14 protein-coding genes and 1 pseudogene are annotated in these 19,507 nt (G+C 69.4%); 12 read left to right on the top strand and 3 right to left on the bottom strand.

The window, feature by feature from the left end; genetic code table 11:
* The first annotated feature begins 23 nt into the window (after positions 1 to 23).
* Both metG and FY549_RS16020 read left to right on the top strand, forming a co-directional pair.
* Positions 24 to 1,601, top strand: a complete 1,578-nt coding sequence (metG, locus tag FY549_RS16025; RefSeq protein ID WP_149085859.1) for a methionine--tRNA ligase — start codon at positions 24 to 26, stop codon at positions 1,599 to 1,601.
* A gap of 19 nt (positions 1,602 to 1,620) precedes the next feature.
* A complete protein-coding gene (locus FY549_RS16020) occupies positions 1,621 to 2,499 on the top strand; it encodes a TatD family hydrolase (RefSeq protein WP_149085858.1) in 879 nt (292 codons plus the stop codon).
* On the opposite strand, the gene FY549_RS16015 is transcribed toward FY549_RS16020, so the two are convergent.
* Positions 2,478 to 3,764: an MFS transporter gene (locus tag FY549_RS16015; protein ID WP_149085857.1), complete on the bottom strand. Its 1,287-nt coding sequence runs from the start codon at positions 3,762 to 3,764 to the stop codon at positions 2,478 to 2,480. The genes FY549_RS16020 and FY549_RS16015 overlap by 22 nt on opposite strands.
* Positions 3,765 to 3,863: 99 nt before the next feature.
* On the opposite strand from FY549_RS16015, the gene rsmA reads away from it, so the two are divergent.
* The 7 genes and pseudogenes from rsmA (at position 3,864) to FY549_RS15980 (ending at position 12,111) form a co-directional block, all read left to right on the top strand.
* Positions 3,864 to 4,733 (top strand): 16S rRNA (adenine(1518)-N(6)/adenine(1519)-N(6))-dimethyltransferase RsmA, encoded by an 870-nt coding sequence (gene rsmA / locus FY549_RS16010; RefSeq protein WP_149085856.1) that lies wholly within the window; start codon positions 3,864 to 3,866, stop codon positions 4,731 to 4,733.
* Between the two features lie 9 nt (positions 4,734 to 4,742).
* The gene (gene mgrA / locus FY549_RS16005; protein WP_149085855.1) at positions 4,743 to 5,810 is read left to right on the top strand and encodes an L-glyceraldehyde 3-phosphate reductase; all 1,068 of its coding nucleotides are present in this window, start codon (positions 4,743 to 4,745) and stop codon (positions 5,808 to 5,810) included.
* Positions 5,811 to 5,817: 7 nt separating this feature from the next.
* A complete protein-coding gene (locus FY549_RS16000; RefSeq protein ID WP_149085854.1) occupies positions 5,818 to 6,750 on the top strand; it encodes a 4-(cytidine 5'-diphospho)-2-C-methyl-D-erythritol kinase in 933 nt (310 codons plus the stop codon).
* Between the two features lie 120 nt (positions 6,751 to 6,870).
* Entirely contained in the window at positions 6,871 to 7,884 is a 1,014-nt protein-coding gene (locus FY549_RS15995) for a LacI family DNA-binding transcriptional regulator (RefSeq protein ID WP_149085853.1), read from the top strand.
* A gap of 192 nt (positions 7,885 to 8,076) precedes the next feature.
* Positions 8,077 to 9,558: pseudogene (mmsA, locus tag FY549_RS15990) on the top strand (multiple monosaccharide ABC transporter ATP-binding protein); the annotation flags it as partial.
* The gene (gene mmsB / locus FY549_RS15985) at positions 9,555 to 10,928 is read left to right on the top strand and encodes a multiple monosaccharide ABC transporter permease (RefSeq protein WP_149085852.1); all 1,374 of its coding nucleotides are present in this window, start codon (positions 9,555 to 9,557) and stop codon (positions 10,926 to 10,928) included. The pseudogene mmsA and the gene mmsB, both read left to right, overlap by 4 nt.
* 61 nt (positions 10,929 to 10,989) lie before the next feature.
* Positions 10,990 to 12,111: a sugar-binding protein gene (locus FY549_RS15980; protein WP_149085851.1), complete on the top strand. Its 1,122-nt coding sequence runs from the start codon at positions 10,990 to 10,992 to the stop codon at positions 12,109 to 12,111.
* Positions 12,112 to 12,222: 111 nt separating this feature from the next.
* On the opposite strand, the gene FY549_RS15975 is transcribed toward FY549_RS15980, so the two are convergent.
* Together FY549_RS15975 and FY549_RS15970 are read right to left on the bottom strand one after the other, a co-directional pair.
* Positions 12,223 to 13,431: a Cmx/CmrA family chloramphenicol efflux MFS transporter gene (locus tag FY549_RS15975; protein ID WP_149085850.1), complete on the bottom strand. Its 1,209-nt coding sequence runs from the start codon at positions 13,429 to 13,431 to the stop codon at positions 12,223 to 12,225.
* Between the two features lie 98 nt (positions 13,432 to 13,529).
* A complete protein-coding gene (locus tag FY549_RS15970) occupies positions 13,530 to 14,936 on the bottom strand; it encodes an HNH endonuclease signature motif containing protein (protein ID WP_149085849.1) in 1,407 nt (468 codons plus the stop codon).
* A 102-nt stretch (positions 14,937 to 15,038) separates the two neighbouring features.
* Here FY549_RS15970 and FY549_RS15965 point away from each other — a divergent pair, with 102 nt between their 5' ends.
* From FY549_RS15965 to FY549_RS15955, 3 genes are read left to right on the top strand one after another with little or no spacing between them, the layout of a single operon-like run.
* Positions 15,039 to 15,797 (top strand): alpha/beta fold hydrolase, encoded by a 759-nt coding sequence (locus FY549_RS15965; protein WP_149085848.1) that lies wholly within the window; start codon positions 15,039 to 15,041, stop codon positions 15,795 to 15,797.
* A gap of 37 nt (positions 15,798 to 15,834) precedes the next feature.
* Positions 15,835 to 17,679, top strand: a complete 1,845-nt coding sequence (locus tag FY549_RS15960; RefSeq protein ID WP_149085847.1) for an ABC-F family ATP-binding cassette domain-containing protein — start codon at positions 15,835 to 15,837, stop codon at positions 17,677 to 17,679.
* A gap of 39 nt (positions 17,680 to 17,718) precedes the next feature.
* Complete coding sequence (locus FY549_RS15955) at positions 17,719 to 19,491, top strand: Na+/H+ antiporter (protein WP_149085846.1); 1,773 nt, start codon at positions 17,719 to 17,721, stop codon at positions 19,489 to 19,491.
* Positions 19,492 to 19,507 lie beyond the last annotated feature (16 nt).

Below are 19,507 nucleotides of genomic sequence, written 5' to 3'. Positions count from 1 at the left end.
TGGGGGCACCTAGAATTGTCCCCATGCCCGCTGGCGACTCCTTCTACATCACCACGCCCATCTACTACCCCTCTGATGTGCCCCACATCGGTCACGGGTACACGACGGTGGCCGTCGACACCCTCGCACGGTGGCACCGCCAGGCGGGCGACGACACCTGGATGCTCACCGGCACGGACGAGCACGGTCAGAAGATGCTGCGGGCGGCGGCCGCGAACGGCGTCACCCCGCAGGAGTGGGTCGACAAGCTCGTCAGCGAGAGCTGGTTCCCGCTGCTCAAGACCCTCGACGTCGCGAACGACGACTTCATCCGGACCACGCAGGAGCGGCACGAGACCAACGTGCAGACGTTCTTCCAGCGGCTCTACGACCGCGGGTACATCTACGCGGGCGAGTACGAGGCGCTCTACTGTGTGGGCTGCGAGGAGTTCAAGCCGGAGTCCGAGATCGTCGACGGCACGGGGCCTTTCGAGGGGCTGAAGGTCTGCGCCATCCACTCCAAGCCGCTGGAGCTGCTGCAGGAGAAGAACTACTTCTTCAAGCTCAGCGAGTTCCAGGACCGCCTGCTCGAGCTCTACAAGACCGAGCCCGACTTCGTGCGCCCTGACTCGGCGCGCAACGAGGTCGTGTCGTTCGTGAGCCAGGGTCTCAAGGACCTCTCGATCTCCCGCTCGACCTTCGACTGGGGCATCCCGCTGCCGTGGGACGAGTCGCACGTCATCTACGTGTGGGTCGACGCGCTGCTCAACTACGCAACGGCCGTCGGCTACGGCTCCGACGAGGAGACGTTCGCGCGCCGCTGGCCCGCCTACCACGTCGTCGGCAAGGACATCCTCCGCTTCCACGCCGTCATCTGGCCTGCGCTGCTGATGGCGGCGGGGCTCGACGTGCCGAAGGGTGTGTTCGCGCACGGCTGGCTGCTGGTCGGCGGCGAGAAGATGTCGAAGTCGAAGCTCACCGGCATCGCGCCGACCGAGATCACCGACGTCTTCGGCTCCGACGCCTACCGCTTCTACTTCCTGTCCGCGATCGCGTTCGGTCAGGACGGCTCGTTCTCCTGGGAGGACCTCTCCGCCCGCTATCAGGCCGAGCTCGCGAACGGCTTCGGCAACCTCGCCTCTCGCACGACCGCGATGATCGAGAAGTACTTCGAGGGCGTCGTGCCGCCGGCGGCCGGGTACACGGACGCTGACCTCGCGATCCAGAAGATCGTCGCGGACGCCGCGACGAAGGCGGACGCCGCGATCGGCCAGTTCCGCATCGATGAGGCGATCTCCGCGATCTGGACCATCGTCGACGCGCTGAACGGGTACATCACGGAGAACGAGCCGTGGGCGCTCGCCCGCGACGAGGACCAGCGAGAGCGCCTGGGCACCGTGCTCTACACGTGCGCCGAGGGCCTGCGCGCGCTCGCCGTGCTGCTGTCGCCGGTCATGCCGCAGTCCACCGAGAAGCTGTGGATCGCGCTCGGTGCCGCGGAGACCCTCGGTCGTCTGCAGGACCAGCCCATCCGCGAGGCGGGAGCCTGGGGCCTGCTGAAGCCGGGCACGAGCGTCAACGGCCTCGCGCCGCTGTTCCCGCGCGTGGAGTCCACGGCCTGATATCCGGGGGCGGGACAGCATGGCGGAGACCTACGTGCGCGAACGCTCGGGCGACGGGCGCAAGGACCGGACGTATCCGGCGGCCCCGGAGCCGCTCGCGGTGCCCGTGTACGACAACCACGCGCATCTCGAGATCGCTGATGGTGAGCAGCCCTTGTCGCTCAAGACCCAGCTCGACCGGGCCGAGGCGGTCGGCATCGCGGGCGTCGTTCAGGCGTCCGGCGACATCGAGTCGTCCCGCTGGGCGGTGGAGGCCGCCGCCTCCGACCCCCGCGTCCTCGCCGCCGTGGCCATCCACCCGAACGACGCTCCGACCTACGCCGAGGAGGGCCGCCTCGACGAAGCCCTCGCGGTGATCGACGAACTCGCCGCCCATCCGCGCACTCGGGCCATCGGCGAGACGGGACTCGACTTCTTCCGCACCGAGCCGGAGCGCCGCGGTCCGCAGTTCGCCTCGTTCGAGGCGCACATCGCCCTCGCCAAGAAGCACGGCGTCGCGATGCAGATCCACGACCGGGATGCACATGACGCGGTGGTGGAGACGCTGACGCGGGTCGGCGCTCCCGAACGCACCGTGTTCCACTGCTTTTCGGGCGACGACGCGATGGCCCGCGTGTGCGCGGACGCCGGGTACTACCTGTCCTTCGCCGGGAACGTGACGTTCAAGAACGCGCAGAACCTGCGGGATGCCCTCAAGGTCACGCCGCTCGACCGTCTCCTCGTGGAGACGGATGCGCCGTTCCTCACGCCGGTGCCGTTGCGGGGCCGGCCGAACGCGCCTTACCTCGTGCCGATCACCGTGCGCTTCCTGGCCGCGGAGCTCGACCTGGATGTGGACGAGCTCTCCGCGCAGCTCGCCGAGAACACGCTGCGGGTCTACGGCTCGTTCGCCGACTGATCCTCCGGCTCGACGTCCTCCGGCCCCGTCTCGGCGACCGGCTTCGCGCTGACGATATGGGAGATCGGCTTCCACACGAGCAGCAGCGTGATCGCCGCCCCGCCGAATGCGAACCACCAGGGGGCCGTCAATCCCCAGGTCTGTGCGATGACGCCGCCGAGGGCCTGACCGACGACCATGCCACCGAAGACCCCGACCATGTTGACCGAAGCCACGCGCCCCTGGAGCGCGGCCGGGACGAGACGCTGCCGGACGGTCGTGGAGATCGTGCCCCACACGAAGGCATACGCGCCGAAGAAGAACATGATGACGAGGGCGACCGCGCCCGTGGTGGTCAGGGCGAACGCGAGGTGCATGAGCACCTCCAGCGAGAGGACGACGCGCATCAGGGTCGCGAAGGACACGTGCCGCTCCAGCCACCCGAAGCTCAGCGTCGCGAGGATCCCGCCCGCCGCGGAGGCGGTGGTGAGGGCGCCGTAGCCCACCGGCCCCATCTGCAGGTGCTCGGTGGCGTAGAGCACGAGCACACCCCAGGGGGCGGCCCAGGTCACGTTGAAGACGAGGATGATGAGCACGAGCATGCGCACCGGCGGGTTGCGCCACAGCCAGCGCAGACCCTCCGCGATGTCGGTGTGCACCGGCGGATGGGTGTCGACGTCCCGCGGCGGGACGGGGGTGCGCGCCATCCGGGAGACCAGGACGATCGCGAGCGTCACGCACAGCACCTCGACGAGGAACGGCCACGCGCTCCCGGCGGCGAAGAGGAACGCTCCCAGCGGCGGACCGGCGAACTGGTTCGCGACGAGGTAGCCCGCCTGCAGCCGCGCGTTCCCGATGCCCAGGTCGGCCGGTTTCACGAGCATGGGCAGCAGCGTGCTCCCTGCCGTGTCGACGAACACCTCCGCCGTGCCGTAGAGGAACGCCACGGCCAGCACGATCCCGATGTTGGCGGTGCCGGTCACGAGGAAGACGCAGAGCGCCGCGAGGACCACGGCCCGCGCCGCGTTGGCGGTCATGACGAGTCGACGGCGGTCGAACCGGTCGGCGATGGCCCCGGCGTGCAGCCCGAACAGCAGCCAGGGCAGGAACTGGAGGATGGCTCCGGCCGCCACGAGGATGGGCGACGACGTCAATGACGCGATGAGCAGGGGAGCGGCGGCCAAGGCCACGCCGTCGCCGACGTTGCTCGTCCACGACGACGCGAGCAGCCAGCGGAAGTCCCTGCCCAGGCGCCGCGGAGCGATCAGTTCACCGAGGGAGGGCATCCCCGAAGGATAGCGATGATCGCAGACATCGCCGAGGAACCCGCCCAGGATCCCGCCCCCCCGCTCCGGAGAACCTCCGTCATCCGGGAGAATGGGACCATGACCGTCACGTTGCTCGGGGCCACCGAGATCCGCCGCCTGGCCGCCGAGCTCGAAGTCACCCCCACCAAGAAGCTCGGGCAGAACTTCGTCGTCGACGCCAACACCGTCCGCAAGATCGTCCAGGCCGCCCGCGTGCAGCCGGGGGAGCGGGTGGTCGAGGTCGGCCCCGGACTCGGATCCCTGACGCTGGCGATCCTCGAGGCGGGCGCCGCGGTCACCGCGGTCGAGATCGACCACCGCCTCGCCGCTCGCCTGCCGCGGACCGCCGCGGAGCACGGCGTGCCGGAGGGGATGCTGACGGTGGTCGACGCCGACGCCCTCCGCGTGACCGAGCTGCCAGGGGAACCGACGGTGCTCGTCGCGAACCTGCCGTACAACGTGTCCGTGCCGGTCCTGCTGCATCTCCTCGAGACGTTCCCGTACCTGCAGCGCGGCGTCGTGATGGTACAGGCCGAGGTGGCCGAGCGCCTGGCCGCGAAGCCGGGGTCGAAGATCTACGGCTCGCCCAGCGTCAAGGCTGCCTGGTACGGCGAGTGGAAGCTCACCGGGAACGTCTCGCGACAGGTGTTCTGGCCGGTGCCGAACGTGGACAGCCTCCTCGTGGGATTCGACCGCTCCGAGGGGGAGCGCGGCTCGGACGAGGAGCGTCGCCGCACCTTCGCGATCGTCGATGCGGCCTTCAACCAGCGCCGCAAGATGCTGCGGCAGGCCTTGTCCGGGGTCTTCGGCAGCTCCGCCGCGGCGACGGAGGTGCTGACCGCCGCCGGGGTCGCGCCGACCGCCCGCGGCGAGGACCTCACGGTCGATGACTACCAGCGGATCGCCCACCACGCAACGGCGATCGAGGGATCCGGCGTCAGCGGCTAATCTGGCACGGTGACCGACTCCCCCCGCTTCCGCCCCGATGTCCCCGAGCTGCACCGCCCGTACGCTGCCGACGAGGGCCGCTACGGACGGTTCGCCTACCGTCAGGTCGGTTCCTCCGGCCTCTATCTGCCGCCGATCTCGCTCGGGCTCTGGTGGAACTTCGGCGACAACATCCCTCTCGACAATCAGCGCGCGCTCCTTCGCCACGCGTTCGACCACGGGATCACGCACTTCGACCTCGCGAACAACTACGGCCCGCCCTATGGCTCGGCCGAGAAGAACTTCGGCCGCATCTTCGCGGAGGACCTGCGGCCGTACCGCGACGAGCTGATCATCTCGTCCAAGGCCGGCTGGGACATGTGGCCCGGACCGTACGGCGACTACGCGAGCCGGAAGTACATCCTCGCGAGCGCCGAGCAGTCCCTCACCCGCATGGGGCTGGACTACGTCGACATCTTCTACTCGCACCGCGTCGACCCGGTCACCCCGATCGCCGAGACGGTCGGCGCTCTGGACACCCTGGTCCGCCAGGGCAAGGCGCTGTACGTCGGCATCTCCTCGTACAGCGCGGAGCGCACGGCCGAGGCCGTCGCCGTGGCGAAGGAGCTGGGAACGCCGCTCGTCATCCACCAGCCGGCGTACTCGATCCTCAACCGCTGGATCGAGGACGGCCTCACGCAGACGCTGGAGGAGTCGGGTCTCGGCGCCATCGCCTTCACCCCGCTCGCCCAGGGCCTCCTCACCGACAAGTACCTCGGCGACGGCACGGCCGAGCGCGCGCAGCAGCGCGGCTCGCTGCCGAAGGGCAAGCTGACCGACGAAGCGGTCGAGACGCTCCGTGCGCTGAACGAGGTCGCGCAGGGCCGGGGGCAGTCGCTCGCGCAGCTCGCACTGCAGTGGACTCTGCGCACACCGGTCGTCGCCTCGGCGCTCATCGGCGCGTCGCGCACGAAGCAGCTCGACGAGAACCTCGCCGCCCTCGACGGTCCCGCCTTCACCGACGAGGAGCTCCGCCGCATCGACGAGCTCGCCGGCGCCATCGACGTGAACCTGTGGGCGACCTCGTCGGACCTGTGACCCTGCCATGAGCCTCGCCGCGTCCTCCGGGTCCGTGCACGTGCGCGCGCCGGGGAAGATCAACGTCTACCTCGGCGTCGGCGGGCGCCACGACGACGGCTACCACGCGCTCGCGACGGTCTTCCAAGCGGTGTCGCTCTACGAGGACGTGATCGCCCGGGAGGCCGACGACTTCTCGATCACCGTGTCGGGGGTGGAGGACGACGGCTCGGTCCCGCTCGACGACCGGAACCTCGCGATGCGGGCGGCCAAACTGCTGGCCACGGCGACCGATCACCGCGGCGGCGTCGCGTTGCAGATCCGCAAGAGCGTTCCGGTGGCCGGTGGTATGGGTGGCGGCTCGGCGGACGCGGCGGCGGCCCTGGTCGCCTGCGACGCGCTGTGGGGTACGGGACTCTCGGCCGCGCGGTTGCACGACCTCGCCGCGCGGCTCGGTGCCGATGTCCCCTTCGCGCTGCATGGCGGCACGGCCGTCGGCACCGGCCGCGGGGATCAGCTGAACCCGGCTCTCGCCCGCGGCCGTTTCGACTGGCTTCTCGTGACGAGCGACGAGGGGCTGTCCACGCCCGCCGTCTACGCCCGGCTCGACGAGCTCCGGGAGGACGAGGGGGCGCTCGCCGACGACCCGCCGCTGTCCCTCGACGTGCCGATCCCGGTGCTGCAGGCGCTGCGCACCGGAGACGCCTGGCAGCTTGCCGACGCGCTCCACAACGACCTCCAGGCGGCCGCGCTCGACCTGCGACCGGATCTGGCGCAGACCATCGAACGCGGGGTCTCGGCCGGTGCGCTGCACGGTCTCGTGTCCGGGTCGGGGCCGACCGTGGCCCTCCTCTGCGCCGATCCCGAGTCCGCGCAGGCGGCGCAGACGGCGCTCCGCGAGGACGGTCTCGATCCGTTGCACGTGCACGGCGCCGTGCCGGGAGCCCGCATCATCGGCTGAACCCGCCCGATTCCCTCGCGGTCGACTGGCGAGGAGCGTGCGCGCGGTCGAGGTGCATCCCGCGGCTCATGGCAGACATAATGAAGTAGTCATGTGACCGTGCACACGCGAGGAGGCTGGATGTCCACGTCCTCCGAGCGTGCCCGCATGCCGAGCATCCGGGACGTCGCCCGCCTCGCCGGCGTCTCACACCAGACGGTCTCCCGCGTGCTCAACGACCATCCGAGCATCCGCCCCGAGACCAAAGCGAAGGTGCTCGACGCGATCGCCGTGCTCGACTACCGACCCAACCTCGCGGCGCGGGCGCTCGTGACGAGCAAGTCGAACATGCTCGGGATCCTCTCCGCGACGATCGGCGAGTTCGGGCCGACGTCCTCCATCGCGGGGATCGAGGATGCGGCGCGGGAGGAGGGCTACTCGGTCTCCACGCTCAACCTCCCAGCGACCACCCCGGAGGCGATCGGCAATGCCGTGCGGCAGCTCGAACGCGAGCAGGTCGACGGCATCGTGGTGCTCGCGCCGCAGGTTCGCGTCTTCCATGTCCTGCGCGGCATGAACGTCACGATGCCGTTCGTCACCCTGCAGACGGCGTCCGGATCCGACGGCGTGAGCCTGTCGGCGGACCAGGTCGCAGGCGCGAAGGCGGCGACGGAGCACCTGATCGCCCTGGGGCACAGTGACATCCTCCATCTCGCCGGACCGCAGGACTGGATCGAGGCGGAGTCCCGGATGCGTGGGTATCTCGACGCCCTCCGCGACGCCGATCTGCCGACGTTCCCCCCGATCCGTGGTGACTGGACCGCGGACTTCGGATACTTCGCGGGCAAGGAACTCTCCCTCCGGCGCGATTTCACGGCGGTGTTCGCGGCGAACGACCTCATGGCGATCGGACTCCTGCACGGCTTCCGGGACGCCGGTGTGCGCGTCCCGCACGATGTGAGCGTGATCGGCTTCGACGACATCCCGGTCGCGGCGCACGTGGCACCGACGCTGAGCACCGTGCATCAGGACTTCCCCGAGCTCGGGCGGCGCGCCGTCCGGATCCTCCTCGCCGAGATCCGTGGGGAGAAGACCCCCGCCTTCGGTCCGCTGCAGACTCTCGTGCGGGCTCGCGAATCCGCTGCATCACGGTAGCGACACGAAAACACGCCGCGGACTTGACACCGCTCCCGCGGAAGACGACGATATACCGATGTGAACGGTCACATCGAAGGTGACCGCACGTCGCGAGGAAGATCCGTGAGCACCACAGCAACGTTGCCGACCGTGTCAGGCCCGATCCTGGAGATGCGCCGCATCACCAAGGAGTTCCCCGGAGTCAAGGCGCTCGCCGACGTCTCGATCACCGTCCGTGCCGGCGAGATCCATGCGATCTGCGGCGAGAACGGTGCCGGGAAGTCGACGCTGATGAAGGTCCTCTCGGGGGTGTACCCGTACGGCACCTACGACGGCGAGATCCTCCTGTACGGCGAAGAGCAGCGCTTCAGGGACATCGCGGCCAGCGAGCAGGCCGGCATCGTCATCATCCATCAGGAGCTCGCCCTCATCCCGGAGCTCTCCGTCACGGAGAACATCTTCCTGGGCAACGAGATCCGTCGCTTCGGGCGCATCGACTGGCAGGCGCAGAAGGAGCGCACGATCGAGCTGCTCGCCCGCGTCGGCCTGGACGAAGACCCCGATGTGCCGATCAAGACGCTCGGCGTCGGCAAGCAGCAGCTCATCGAGATCGCCAAGGCACTCAACAAGGACGTCAAGCTGCTCATCCTCGACGAGCCCACCGCGGCGCTCAACGAGAACGACTCGCAGCACCTCCTCGACCTGATCCTGGGCCTCAAGGCCAAGGGGATCGCGTCGATCATGATCAGCCACAAGCTCAACGAGATCGAGCAGATCGCCGACGAGATCACGATCATCCGCGACGGTCGCACGGTCGAGACGCTGGACATCTCCCGCGGGGAGATCAATGAGGACCGCATCATCCGCGGCATGGTCGGCCGATCGCTGGAGAGTCGCTACCCCGACCGCACGCCCGAGATCGGCGAGGTCTTCTTCGAGGTCAAGGACTGGTGGGTGCAGCACCCCACCGTGCCGGAGCGCATGGTCGTGAAGGGGTCGAACATCAACGTCCGGCGTGGCGAGGTGGTCGGCATCGCCGGCCTCATGGGCGCCGGCCGCACCGAGCTGGCGATGAGCATCTTCGGCCGCTCCTACGGCACGTTCCTCTCCGGCACCCTCGTCAAGGACGGCCAGGAGATCGAGCTCCCCGACGTGGCAGCCGCGATCAAGCACGGGCTCGCGTACGTGAGCGAGGACCGCAAGGTGCTCGGGCTCAACCTGCTCGACACCATCAAGCGGTCCATCGTCGCGGCGAAGCTCTCCAAGATCGCGCACAACGGCGTCGTCGACTCCCGCGAGGAGTTCTCGGTGGCGGAGCGCTATCGCAAGGCGCTGCGCATCAAGACCCCTTCGGTCGAGGAGGGCGTCGGCAAGCTGTCCGGCGGCAACCAGCAGAAGGTCGTGCTGGCGAAATGGATGTTCACCGACCCCGATCTGCTGATCCTCGACGAGCCCACCCGCGGCATCGACGTCGGGGCCAAGTACGAGATCTACGCGATCATCAACGAGCTCGCCGCGCAGGGCAAGGGCGTGATCGTCATCTCCAGTGAGCTGCCCGAGCTCCTCGGCATCTCCGACCGCATCTACACCGTGTTCGAAGGCCGGGTCACCGACTGCATCCCGGCCGACCAGGCGACCCCCGAGGACCTCATGCGCAGCATGACCTCCGCGACCCAGAAAGCAACCGCATGACCACCGACTCGACCACCGCGAAGCGCGGCTTCCACTTCAAGGACATCACGAAGATGTTCGGGGGCGGCGGCACCTCCACGCTCCGCCAGTTCGGCATCCTCGGCAGCCTGATCGTCATCATCCTGCTGTTCGAGATCCTGACGGTGCTGCGGAACCCGGCGGGTGCCACGCTCACGCCGGGGAACCTGATCAACGTCATCAACCAGTACTCGTTCATCCTGATCCTGGCGATCGGCATGGTGATGGTCATCATCATGGGGCACATCGACCTGTCTGTGGGCTCGGTGGCGGCGTTCACTGGGATCATCGTGGCGAAGTCGATGGCGGACTGGCAGCTCGCCTGGCCGCTGGCGATCCTCCTCGGACTCGGGGTCGGCGTGCTGGTCGGCGCCTGGCAGGGATTCTGGGTGGCCTACGTCGGAGTGCCGGCATTCATCGTGACGCTGGCGGGCATGCTGTTCTTCCGCGGCGCGCAGCAGTTCATCGGTGATGCGCAGACCATTCCCGTGCCCAAGGGCTTCCAGTACATCGGCACCGGCTACCTGCCGGAGATCGCGCTGCCGCTGCCCTTCAACGTGCCGACCATGATCCTGGCGCTGCTCGGCGTGGCCTGGCTGGTCTTCTGGGAGATCCGCACGCGTCGTGTGCAGCACAAGATGGGCTCGGAGAGCGCACCCGTGTGGGTGAGCGCCGTGAAGGTGACGCTGCTGTCGATCGTGGTCCTCGCCGCCGGCTGGATGTTCGCCACCGGTCGCCCCGGCACGAGCTTCCCTGTTCCCGGCCTCATCCTGCTCGCCCTCGTCATCATCTACTCGTTCATCACGAGCAACACGGTCTTCGGTCGCCACATCTACGCGGTCGGCGGCAACCGTCAGGCCGCGCGACTGTCGGGCGTGAAGGACCGCTGGGTCGACTTCTTCGTCATGATGAACATGTCGGTCCTCGCCGCTCTCGCCGGCATGATCTTCGTCGCCCGCTCCCAGGCTTCCGGCCCGAACGACGGCACCGGCTGGGAACTCGACGCGATCGCCTCGGTGTTCATCGGCGGCGCGGCGGTGTCCGGCGGTATCGGCACCGTGATCGGCTCGATCATCGGTGGTCTCGTCATGGCGTTCCTCAACAACGGCCTCGCCCTGCTCGGCCAGGGTGCCGACGTCGTCGCCATGATCAAGGGTCTCGTGCTCCTCTTCGCGGTCGGTATCGACGTGTGGAACAAGCAGCAGGGTCGGCCGTCGATCATCGGCTTCCTCACGCGCCGCTTCGGCCGCAAGCAGGACCCCATGACCGACACGTTCGATCCGACCAAGGCCAACTACCCCACCAGCCAGAAGTACGAAGCCCCCGCCGTCGAGGAGACGCGCGGAAAGTAAGGGTCGAGTCGCGCACCGCAGAGGCGACGCGGCCCACGCACACCACAGAGAAAGAGATCACATGAAGAAGATTCTTCTGTCGGCGACAGCGCTTGTCGTCGCAGGCGCTTTCGCCCTCACCGGCTGCTCCTCGCAGCGGGGCGGGGACACCGGCTCGGGCTCGGGCGAGGAGGAGTCCTCGGGCTTCGCCGCCGACGCCACGATCGGTGTCGCCCTGCCCGACAAGACCAGTGAGAACTGGGTCCTCGCGGGCAAGCTGTTCACCGACGGGCTGGAGGAGGCCGGGTTCAAGGCCGACGTGCAGTACGCGCCGGCCAGCAACACGGTCGCGGAGCAGCAGAACCAGATCCAGGCCATGGTGTCGAACGGCGCCAAGGTCATCATCATCGGCGCGAAGGACGGCAAGCAGCTCGCCACGCAGGTGCAGGCCGCCAAGGATGCCGGCGCCTACGTCATCGCGTACGACCGTCTGATCGAGAACACCGAGGCCGTCGACTACTACGTCGCCTTCGACAACTTCAAGGTCGGTCAGCTTCAGGGTCAGGCGCTCCTCGACGGGCTCGCCGAGCGCGCGGGTCACGAGGCGCCGTACAACATCGAGCTCTTCTCGGGCTCGCCGGACGACGCCAACTCCGCGGTGTTCTTCGACGGCGCCATGGATGTGCTGCAGCCGAAGATCGACGACGGGACGCTGAAGGTCGTGTCGGGCCAGACCGAGATCGCCCAGACCGCGACCGAGGGGTGGCTGGCGGAGAACGCGCAGAACCGCATGGACACGCTGCTCACCGGCTCGTACAGCGGCGACACGGTCCTGGACGGCGTACTCTCGCCCAACGACACGCTCGCCCGCGCCATCATCACCTCGGTGCAGCAGGCCGGCAAGCCGGTCCCGGTCGTCACGGGTCAGGACTCCGAGGTCGAGTCGGTGAAGTCGATCATGGAGGGCGTCCAGTACTCCACGATCAACAAGGACACCACGCTCCTCGTCGAGCAGTCGATCAAGATGGTCGGCCAGCTCCAGAAGGGCGAGGAGGTCGACGTGAACGACACCGAGCAGTACGACAACGGCGAGAAGATCGTCCCGTCCTACCTGCTCGACCCGATCATCGTGACGAAGGAGAACGCGGCCGAGGCCTACGCCAACGTCCCAAGCCTCCTCGAGATCGTGAAGTCGTACGAGTAAGAAGAAGCGAGACCGTCCGCGTCCCCCGCGGACGTCCGACACGACGAGCCGTCCGGACCTTCGGGTCCGGGCGGCTCGTCGCCGTTGTCAGGGCTCGGCCGCCTCCTGCCGTCAGCTCACGGAGCGGAGGCGTCGTGTCATCAGACCGAGGGCGAGGGCCGTCGTCGTCAGGGCGGCGGCGACCGTGACGGGGGAGAGGGGGTCCGCGCCGTTCGCGAGCGTCCACGCGGCGCACGCCGGTCCGATCACGGCGCCGAGGTTCAGTGCAGCCGTCGCGTACGACCCTCCCATGGTCGGGGCGCCGGCGGCGGTGGAGAGCACGAGGGCGACCAGGGTGCTCCCGACGCCGAACGAGAGCGTGCCCTGCACGAAGACGAGGATCAGCAGCGCGACGGGCTGGCATGCGACCGCCGCGAGGAGGATCCAGCCGCCCAGGAGCAGCGGCGCGCCGACCGCGAGCAGCGACCCGGTGTGATGATCGGAGAATCGACCCGCGATGGTCACACCGAGAAACGAGCCGAGACCGAACAGGACCAGGGCGAGGGGGACCGCAGCTCGGGGGAGACCGGCGATCTCGGTGACGATCGGCGCGAGGAAGGTGAAGACCGCGAACGTCCCCGCGTTCACCAGGGCCGCCAGGGTCATCGCGAGGGCGAGGCGGGGTGTCCCCAGGAGCGCGAGCTCGGTACGCAGGGACGGAGTGTTTCGGAGGAACGGTGCCGGGGTGGGCGCCGTCACGGGCGGCGACGTGGTCGCGCCGAGCCTCGTGTGCTGGATCGTCTTCGGCACGCCGCGGAGGATTCCGACCAGCGCGGGGAGACAGAGCAGTGCCACCGCGGCGAACGTCGCCCGCCAGCTCAGCGCGCTGCCGAGGACGGCACCCGCAGGGACGCCGGTGATCGTCGCGATGGTCGTCCCGGAGAGCAGCACCGCGAGCGCCCGCCCCGTGCGCTCGCGGGGGACGAGGAGGGTCGCCGTGCGCAGGGCGACGGCGAGGAAGCCCGCATTCGCGAGGGCGCTGAGCACCCGCGTGGCGAGCAGGAGCTCGAACACGGAGGTCATCGCGCCGACGACATGGCACACGGCGAAGAGCGCGAGGCAGCCGACGAGCGTGCGTCGCAGTGGCCAGCCGCGCGCGAACGCGGCCATGGCGGGCGCGCCGATGACCATGCCGACGGCGAAGGCGGAGGTGAGGAGGCCGGCCGAACCGACCGGGACGTCGAGCTCATGCGAGATCGCGGGGACGAGTCCCGCGAGCATGAACTCCGAGGTGCCCATGACGAAGACCGCCAGGGCAAGGGCATAGAGAGGGAAAGGCATCGAGTGCTCCGAGGTGAGAGGGGAGAGGTGTGCTTCTCGTCACCACGGTCAGCGCCCGGGTCACCGGCGCGTGTCCGCCGAAAGGGCGAACGAAGGGATCAGTGGTTCACGGGGCTGACGGTGTGACCGGCAGCCCCCGACCTGTCTGATTCGGGGCTCGACATGCCCTCCACTCTAGGGCTGTCGGTGGGAGACCAGGAGGGTTCTTGCGCGAAGGTCACGGTGTGCGGAGGCGGCGGTCGGTCGATGGAGGTCCGGCCGGTGGGGCTCGTCCATTCCAGAACACCGCCTGGCCCCTGCTTGACGTGCCAGGGGGAGTGGTGCTTGAGCATGTGATGCCGGCGGCAAAAGGTCGCGAGGTCGTCGTGCACGGTCTCTCCGCCGAGCGCCGCGTCGTGATTGTGGTCGAGGTCGCACTTCCGCGGCGTGAGGCCGCAGCCGGGGAAGCGGCATCGTTGATCGCGGGCCCGCAGATGCCGGCGGAGACCCTCGCCCGGGCGGTATCGGTCGACGGCCAGCAGTGCGCCGCTGATCGGATGGGTGAGCACCCGATCCCAGCCGCTCGCCGCGCCGGCCAGTCGGCGAGCCGTGACCGGGTCGATCGGGATCACCCCGTCCAGCTCCGCGGGGAGGATCGGGGTGCCGTCCGCTGCCTCCTTCCGCTCGCCGTGCATCAGCGTCAGCACCGGCACCGTGACCTCGACGCGCGCCCGAAGCTCCGAGAGCAGTCCTTCTTCCGTGTCGTGCCCGGCCGGAGCGCCCGTCAGGACGAGGTCGGTCAGCAGATCGGCGCGGAGCTGATCCACGGTCCTATCGTCGAGGGCGCTCTCCTCCGTCTCCCGACGACGAGCCCGCGCGTTCTCCTCCCGCACGGCATGCGCCATCTGGGAGAGCCGGTCGTACATGCCGTGCACGAGGGCAGCCGGTCCACGCGCACCGAGCTCAGCCATGCCGTCATCCAGATCGGTCACCCAAACCCGGCGCAGCTCCCTGGCGTCGCGGTGTCGCTCGACGAGCGAGCGTTCCTGGAAGCGATCGGCCAGTCGGCGCACGAGTCGGCGTATCCGGTTCGGAGACTCCGCAGCGGCCACCTCGATCGCCTCCGTCGCGAAGCGCGAGCGGTCGTCCGGGTCATCGAGATGAGCACCCGCCGCCACGATCAGCCGCGCGTGTGCGGCGCTGATCCGCCCGGCGCCCTGGGCCTCCCAGACGGCGGGGAACCGCTCGACCAGCCAGGAGGCATGGGACATCCGCCGCTCGATCGTGCGGTCGCTGACCCGCTGTGCCGCTCCGATCTCCGCGGCGACCGTGCGGATCGCCATGTCGCCGCCGTCCGGATGCCGGGCCTGGCGGGCGATCTCCACCGCAAGGCGCCCCGCCATCGCGAGAAGCCCGTCGCGAGCCGCGTGCATGCTGCTCAGTGTCTTCTCCGCCGCTTCCAGCCCCGCCACCAGATCGGCGAGCGTCGCCATCTGGGAGTCGGTCGCATCGAGCAGTGCGGGCATGACGTCAGTCCAGCACCGACCACCGACATTCGAACGAAGCTTCGAAGGAATCTGGCCGAAAGTCGTATCACGAAAGGATAACGACCGTGGTTGACTGGCTCCGTGCTCCTGAACGTCATCGAAGCCGGGGAGGGCGACCGCGTCGCCGTGCTGCTGCACGGCATGATGGGGTCCGCCGAGAGCTGGCACCGTGTGGTCCCGCTGCTCGTGGAGCGCGGCTTCCGCGTCCTCGCGCTCGATCTGCCCGGCCACGGCCTCTCGCCGCGTGATCCGGAGCTCACGATCGAGACGGCGGCCGACGCCGTCGTCGAGACCCTCGCGCGGCACCGCCGCACCACGGAAGCGGCCCGCGTCACCGAGGACCACGCCCCGCTCGCCGTCGCCGTCGGGCACTCGTTCGGGGCCACGGTGCTCGCCGCCGCCGCTCCCCGCCTCGACCCCGGCCTCGCGGTCTACGTCGACGCGCCGCTCGCCCTCCAGGGCCACAACGATCGTGCTGCCCTCGTGTCGCAGTACGAGCACGACCGCCGCGCACGGATGTCGCCGGTTGAGCTCCGCCGCCTGCGCCCGTTCTACTCGATGGATGACGCCACGGTCGAGGCGCGGGCGGCCGAGCGGTTCGACCCGCCGACGGCGGCCTCGGTCTCCTGCGGTGCCGACGGCCATTGGACCGCCGCGCCCGGCTCCATCGTCGTCCGCGCGGAGCCCAGCGCCTGGGTCACCGACGAAGATGCCCGGCGGTTCGAGCATGGCGGGGTGACGGTGCGCAGCATCCCCGGCGCCGCCCACACCGTCTGGTACAGCCACTTCGAGGTCTTCACCGCCGCACTACCGGAACTCTTCGCCCCGTCCCTCGTCTGACCGGGCGACCGTCCGGCGCGGCTACCCTGGAGAGGACATGGCACATCTTCTCGGGGCCGAAGCCCTGCACCTCGAATACCCGACCCGCGTCGTCTTCGACGCCGTGACCCTCGGCATCGAGGAGGGCGACCGCATCGGCATCGTCGGCCGCAACGGCGACGGCAAGTCGAGCCTCCTCGGCATGCTCGCCGGAACGAAGGAACCGGACTCGGGGCGGGTGACGGTTCGCGGCGGCACCCGCATCGGCGTACTCGACCAGGCCGACACACTCCCCGACGACATCACGATCGGTGCCGCCGTCGTCGGAGACATGGCCGAGCACGAGTGGGCAGGCGACGCCCGGGTGCGCGATGTGATCGAGGGGCTGCTGACCGACCTGCCGTGGGACGCGCAGATCGGCTCCCTCTCCGGCGGTCAGCGCCGCCGTGTATCGCTCGCGAAGCTGCTCGCCGGCGACTGGGACGTCATCGCTCTCGATGAGCCGACGAACCACCTCGACGTCGAGGCGATCACGTGGCTCGCCGGGCACCTCAAGAAGCGCTGGCCCGCGAACGCCGGCGCTCTCCTCGTCGTGACTCACGACCGGTGGTTTCTCGACGAGATCTGCACCGAGACGTGGGAGGTGCACGATCGCATCGTCGAGCCCTTCGAGGGCGGCTACGCGGCCTACATCCTGCAACGGGTGGAGCGCGACCGGATGGCTGCGGCGACCGAGGCGAAGCGGCAGAACCTCGCGCGCAAGGAGCTCGCCTGGCTGCGCCGCGGCGCCCCGGCCCGCACGAGCAAGCCGAAGTTCCGCATCGACGCCGCCAACGAGCTCATCGCCGACGTGCCGGAGATCCGGGACAAGGTCTCGCTGCAGTCCCTCGCCGTCTCCCGGCTCGGCAAGGACGTCGTCGATCTGCTCGATGTGGGGGTCACGTACCCTTCGACAGGCTCAGGGGGCCAGGCAGGCTCAGGGGCCGGCGGGAAGACCGTGCTGAAAGACGTGGAGTGGCGGATCGCCCCGGGCGAGCGCACGGGCATCCTCGGCGTGAACGGTGCCGGGAAGTCGACCCTCCTCGGGCTCATCTCCGGCACGATCGAGCCGACGGAGGGCCGGATCAAGCGGGGCAAGACCGTGCAGGTGCGCACGCTCACGCAGCGCCTCGACGAACTCCTCCCGCACTGGAACGACCCCGTGCGCGTGGTCATCTCCGGTCTGCGCACCTCGTACACGCTCGGTGCGGGGTCGAAGGCGCAGGACCTCACCCCCGGGCAGCTGCTCGAGCGGCTCGGATTCTCGTCCGCCCAGCTCTCGACTCCGGTGAAGGACCTCTCCGGTGGCCAGCAGCGTCGGCTGCAACTGCTGCTCGTGCTGCTCGACCAGCCGAACGTGCTCATCCTCGACGAGCCCACGAACGACATGGACACCGACATGCTCGCCGCGATCGAGGACCTCCTCGACTCCTGGTCGGGCACGCTCCTCGTCGTGAGCCACGACCGGTACTTCCTGGAGCGGGTGACGGATCAGCAGTACGCAATCCTTCCCGGTCCGGACGGCGCGGGGCGCCTGCGGCATCTCCCCGGCGGCGTCGACGAGTACCTTCGTCTGCGGCAGCGCGTCGAGAGTGTCCCGGCGACCTCGACGGCGGCGTCGGCCCCCGCAGCGGGCGGTCTCGACGGCGCGGCTCTTCGCGCGGCGCAGAAGGAGGCGGCCGCCCTGGAACGGCGCATCCAGAAGCTCACGCAGCAGGTCGACACAGCCAAGCACGCCCTCGCCGACCACGACCAGTCCGACTACGAGGGCCTCGGCGAGCGGATGAAGGCGATCACGGCGCAGGAGGCCGAAATCGAGGAGCTGGAGCTGCGCTGGTTCGAACTCACGGAGCAGATCGGCTGACGGAGGAATATCCTTCTCCCACGACTGTTGGGAGTAGCGATGGAAGGCCTTGAAGTAACCGTCCTGCTCGGACTCACGATCCTCGTCGGAACCCTGATCGCCCCGCGCGTGCGTCTCGCGCTGCCCCTCGTCCTCGTCATCCTCGGCCTGCTGTTGGGGTTCATCCCGCCGTTGCGCGAGGTCCAGCTGCCGCCGGAGACGGTCCTGCTGCTGTTCCTCCCGGTGATGCTGTTCTGGGAGAGTCTCACCACGTCGCTGCGGTCGATCCGCCGTGACTTCCGCTACATCGTGCCGATGAGCACCCTCCTCGTCGTCGCCTCCGCGTTCGCGGTTGCCGGCATCGGGGTGCTGTTCGGCATGCCCTGGGAGATCGCGCTCATCCTGGGTGCCGCGGTCGCGCCGCCCGATGCCACGGCCGTCGCCGCCCTCGGACGGCTGCTGCCGCGCCGGATGTTCATGAAGCTGAAGGCGGAGAGTCTGACCAACGACGGCACCGCGCTCGTTCTCTACGCCATCGCGGTGTCGCTCGCCCTGGGCGGCCAGGTGACGCCGCTCTCGGTCACGTGGGACGTGTTGGTGTCGTACGTGGGCGGGATCGCTGCAGGCATCGCCGTCGCGTCCCTGGCCACACTGCTGCTCCGACGGATGTCCTCGACCATCGTGATCAATGTCACGCTGCTGCTCGTGCCGTTCTCGGCGTTCCTGGTCGCCGAACTGGTCCACGCGTCCGGCGTGCTCGCCGTGGTCGTCGCCGGGCTCATCGTCGCCTGGGTCTCGCCGCGCGTGACGACGGCGGCCTCGCGCCGCCAGGCCGACGCCGCCTGGCCGTTCGGTGTCTTCCTCCTCAACGGGGCGCTGTTCGTGCTCATCGGCCTCGAGGTGCAGTTCGTCGCGCATGAGATCTCCGCCGCCGCGATCGGCCGCCTGGTGCTCGTCACGCTCGCCGTCTGGGTGACGCTGTTCGCGGTGCGGTACGTGTTCCAACTGCTCAACGCCCTCTTCCAGCGCCGTCCCGCGGAACGCCCCCCGCGTGGCGCCCGGTCCCGGGCGCGTCTCGTCTCCACGGTCGCCGGCATGCGCGGCGCCGTGTCCCTCGCGATCGCGCTCTCCGTGCCGGCGGGTGTCTCCGAAGGAAGCGTCGTGGGCGGTCGCGACGAGATCGTCTTCGTCACCGCCGGGGTGATCCTGCTCAGCCTCCTCGTCCAGGCGCCCCTCCTGCCGGCGCTCGTGCGCTGGGCGCGGTTCCCCGTCGATCACGCCGAGGACGAGGAGTACGAGCTCGCCGAGCGTGCGATCTCGGGAGCCGCCCTGGCCGCACTCGACGACCTCGCGGCCGAACACGGCATCGGTCAGGAGGTGCGCGACCGTGTCCGCGCCGAGGGCTACCAGGCGTTGGAGTTCGCGAACGCGCGGACGCTCGCGCGCGAACAGGCGCGCATCGACGCGGAGGCCGACGCTCTGGACGAGATGCTCGGCCAGCCGGACCCGTACGGGACCGGGGGAGAGACGCGCGGCGACGACGGAGCGGGCGACATCGCCGTGTCGGCAGGGACCGCCCCCGACCCCGAGGCGACGGACGGCACGACGCTGCAGATGATCGCGACGTCCGCCGACGTCGACCTCGCCCAGCGCTCGCCGCTCGTGCGGCACGAGGAGCACACCCGCCTCAAGCTGGCGCTGCTCGACCGCAAGCGCGAGGTGCTGCTCGGGCTCCGCGGCGCGGGCACCGTGGACGACATGGTCGTGCGCCGCATCTCCGCCCGTCTCGACCTCGAACAGGTGCGGCTGCAGGGCATCGAAGAGCTCGACTGACCCACTTCCCGCGCGG

Source organism: Microbacterium sp. 1S1 (assembly GCF_008271365.1).
Lineage (GTDB): Bacteria > Actinomycetota > Actinomycetes > Actinomycetales > Microbacteriaceae > Microbacterium.
This window is presented reverse-complemented; position numbering and strand designations above follow the sequence as displayed.

Bases quoted from the DNA above. Each gene is read 5' to 3' on its own strand.
- metG (WP_149085859.1), top strand. From the start codon at position 24: ATGCCCGCTGGCGACTCCTTCTACATCACCACGCCCATCTACTACCCC.
- FY549_RS16020 (WP_149085858.1), top strand. From the start codon at position 1,621: ATGGCGGAGACCTACGTGCGCGAACGCTCGGGCGACGGGCGCAAGGAC.
- FY549_RS16015 (WP_149085857.1), bottom strand. From the start codon at position 3,764: ATGCCCTCCCTCGGTGAACTGATCGCTCCGCGGCGCCTGGGCAGGGAC.
- rsmA (WP_149085856.1), top strand. From the start codon at position 3,864: ATGACCGTCACGTTGCTCGGGGCCACCGAGATCCGCCGCCTGGCCGCC.
- FY549_RS16000 (WP_149085854.1), top strand. From the start codon at position 5,818: ATGAGCCTCGCCGCGTCCTCCGGGTCCGTGCACGTGCGCGCGCCGGGG.
- FY549_RS15995 (WP_149085853.1), top strand. From the start codon at position 6,871: ATGTCCACGTCCTCCGAGCGTGCCCGCATGCCGAGCATCCGGGACGTC.
- mmsB (WP_149085852.1), top strand. From the start codon at position 9,555: ATGACCACCGACTCGACCACCGCGAAGCGCGGCTTCCACTTCAAGGAC.
- FY549_RS15980 (WP_149085851.1), top strand. From the start codon at position 10,990: ATGAAGAAGATTCTTCTGTCGGCGACAGCGCTTGTCGTCGCAGGCGCT.
- FY549_RS15975 (WP_149085850.1), bottom strand. From the start codon at position 13,431: ATGCCTTTCCCTCTCTATGCCCTTGCCCTGGCGGTCTTCGTCATGGGC.
- FY549_RS15970 (WP_149085849.1), bottom strand. From the start codon at position 14,936: ATGCCCGCACTGCTCGATGCGACCGACTCCCAGATGGCGACGCTCGCC.
- FY549_RS15960 (WP_149085847.1), top strand. From the start codon at position 15,835: ATGGCACATCTTCTCGGGGCCGAAGCCCTGCACCTCGAATACCCGACC.
- FY549_RS15955 (WP_149085846.1), top strand. From the start codon at position 17,719: ATGGAAGGCCTTGAAGTAACCGTCCTGCTCGGACTCACGATCCTCGTC.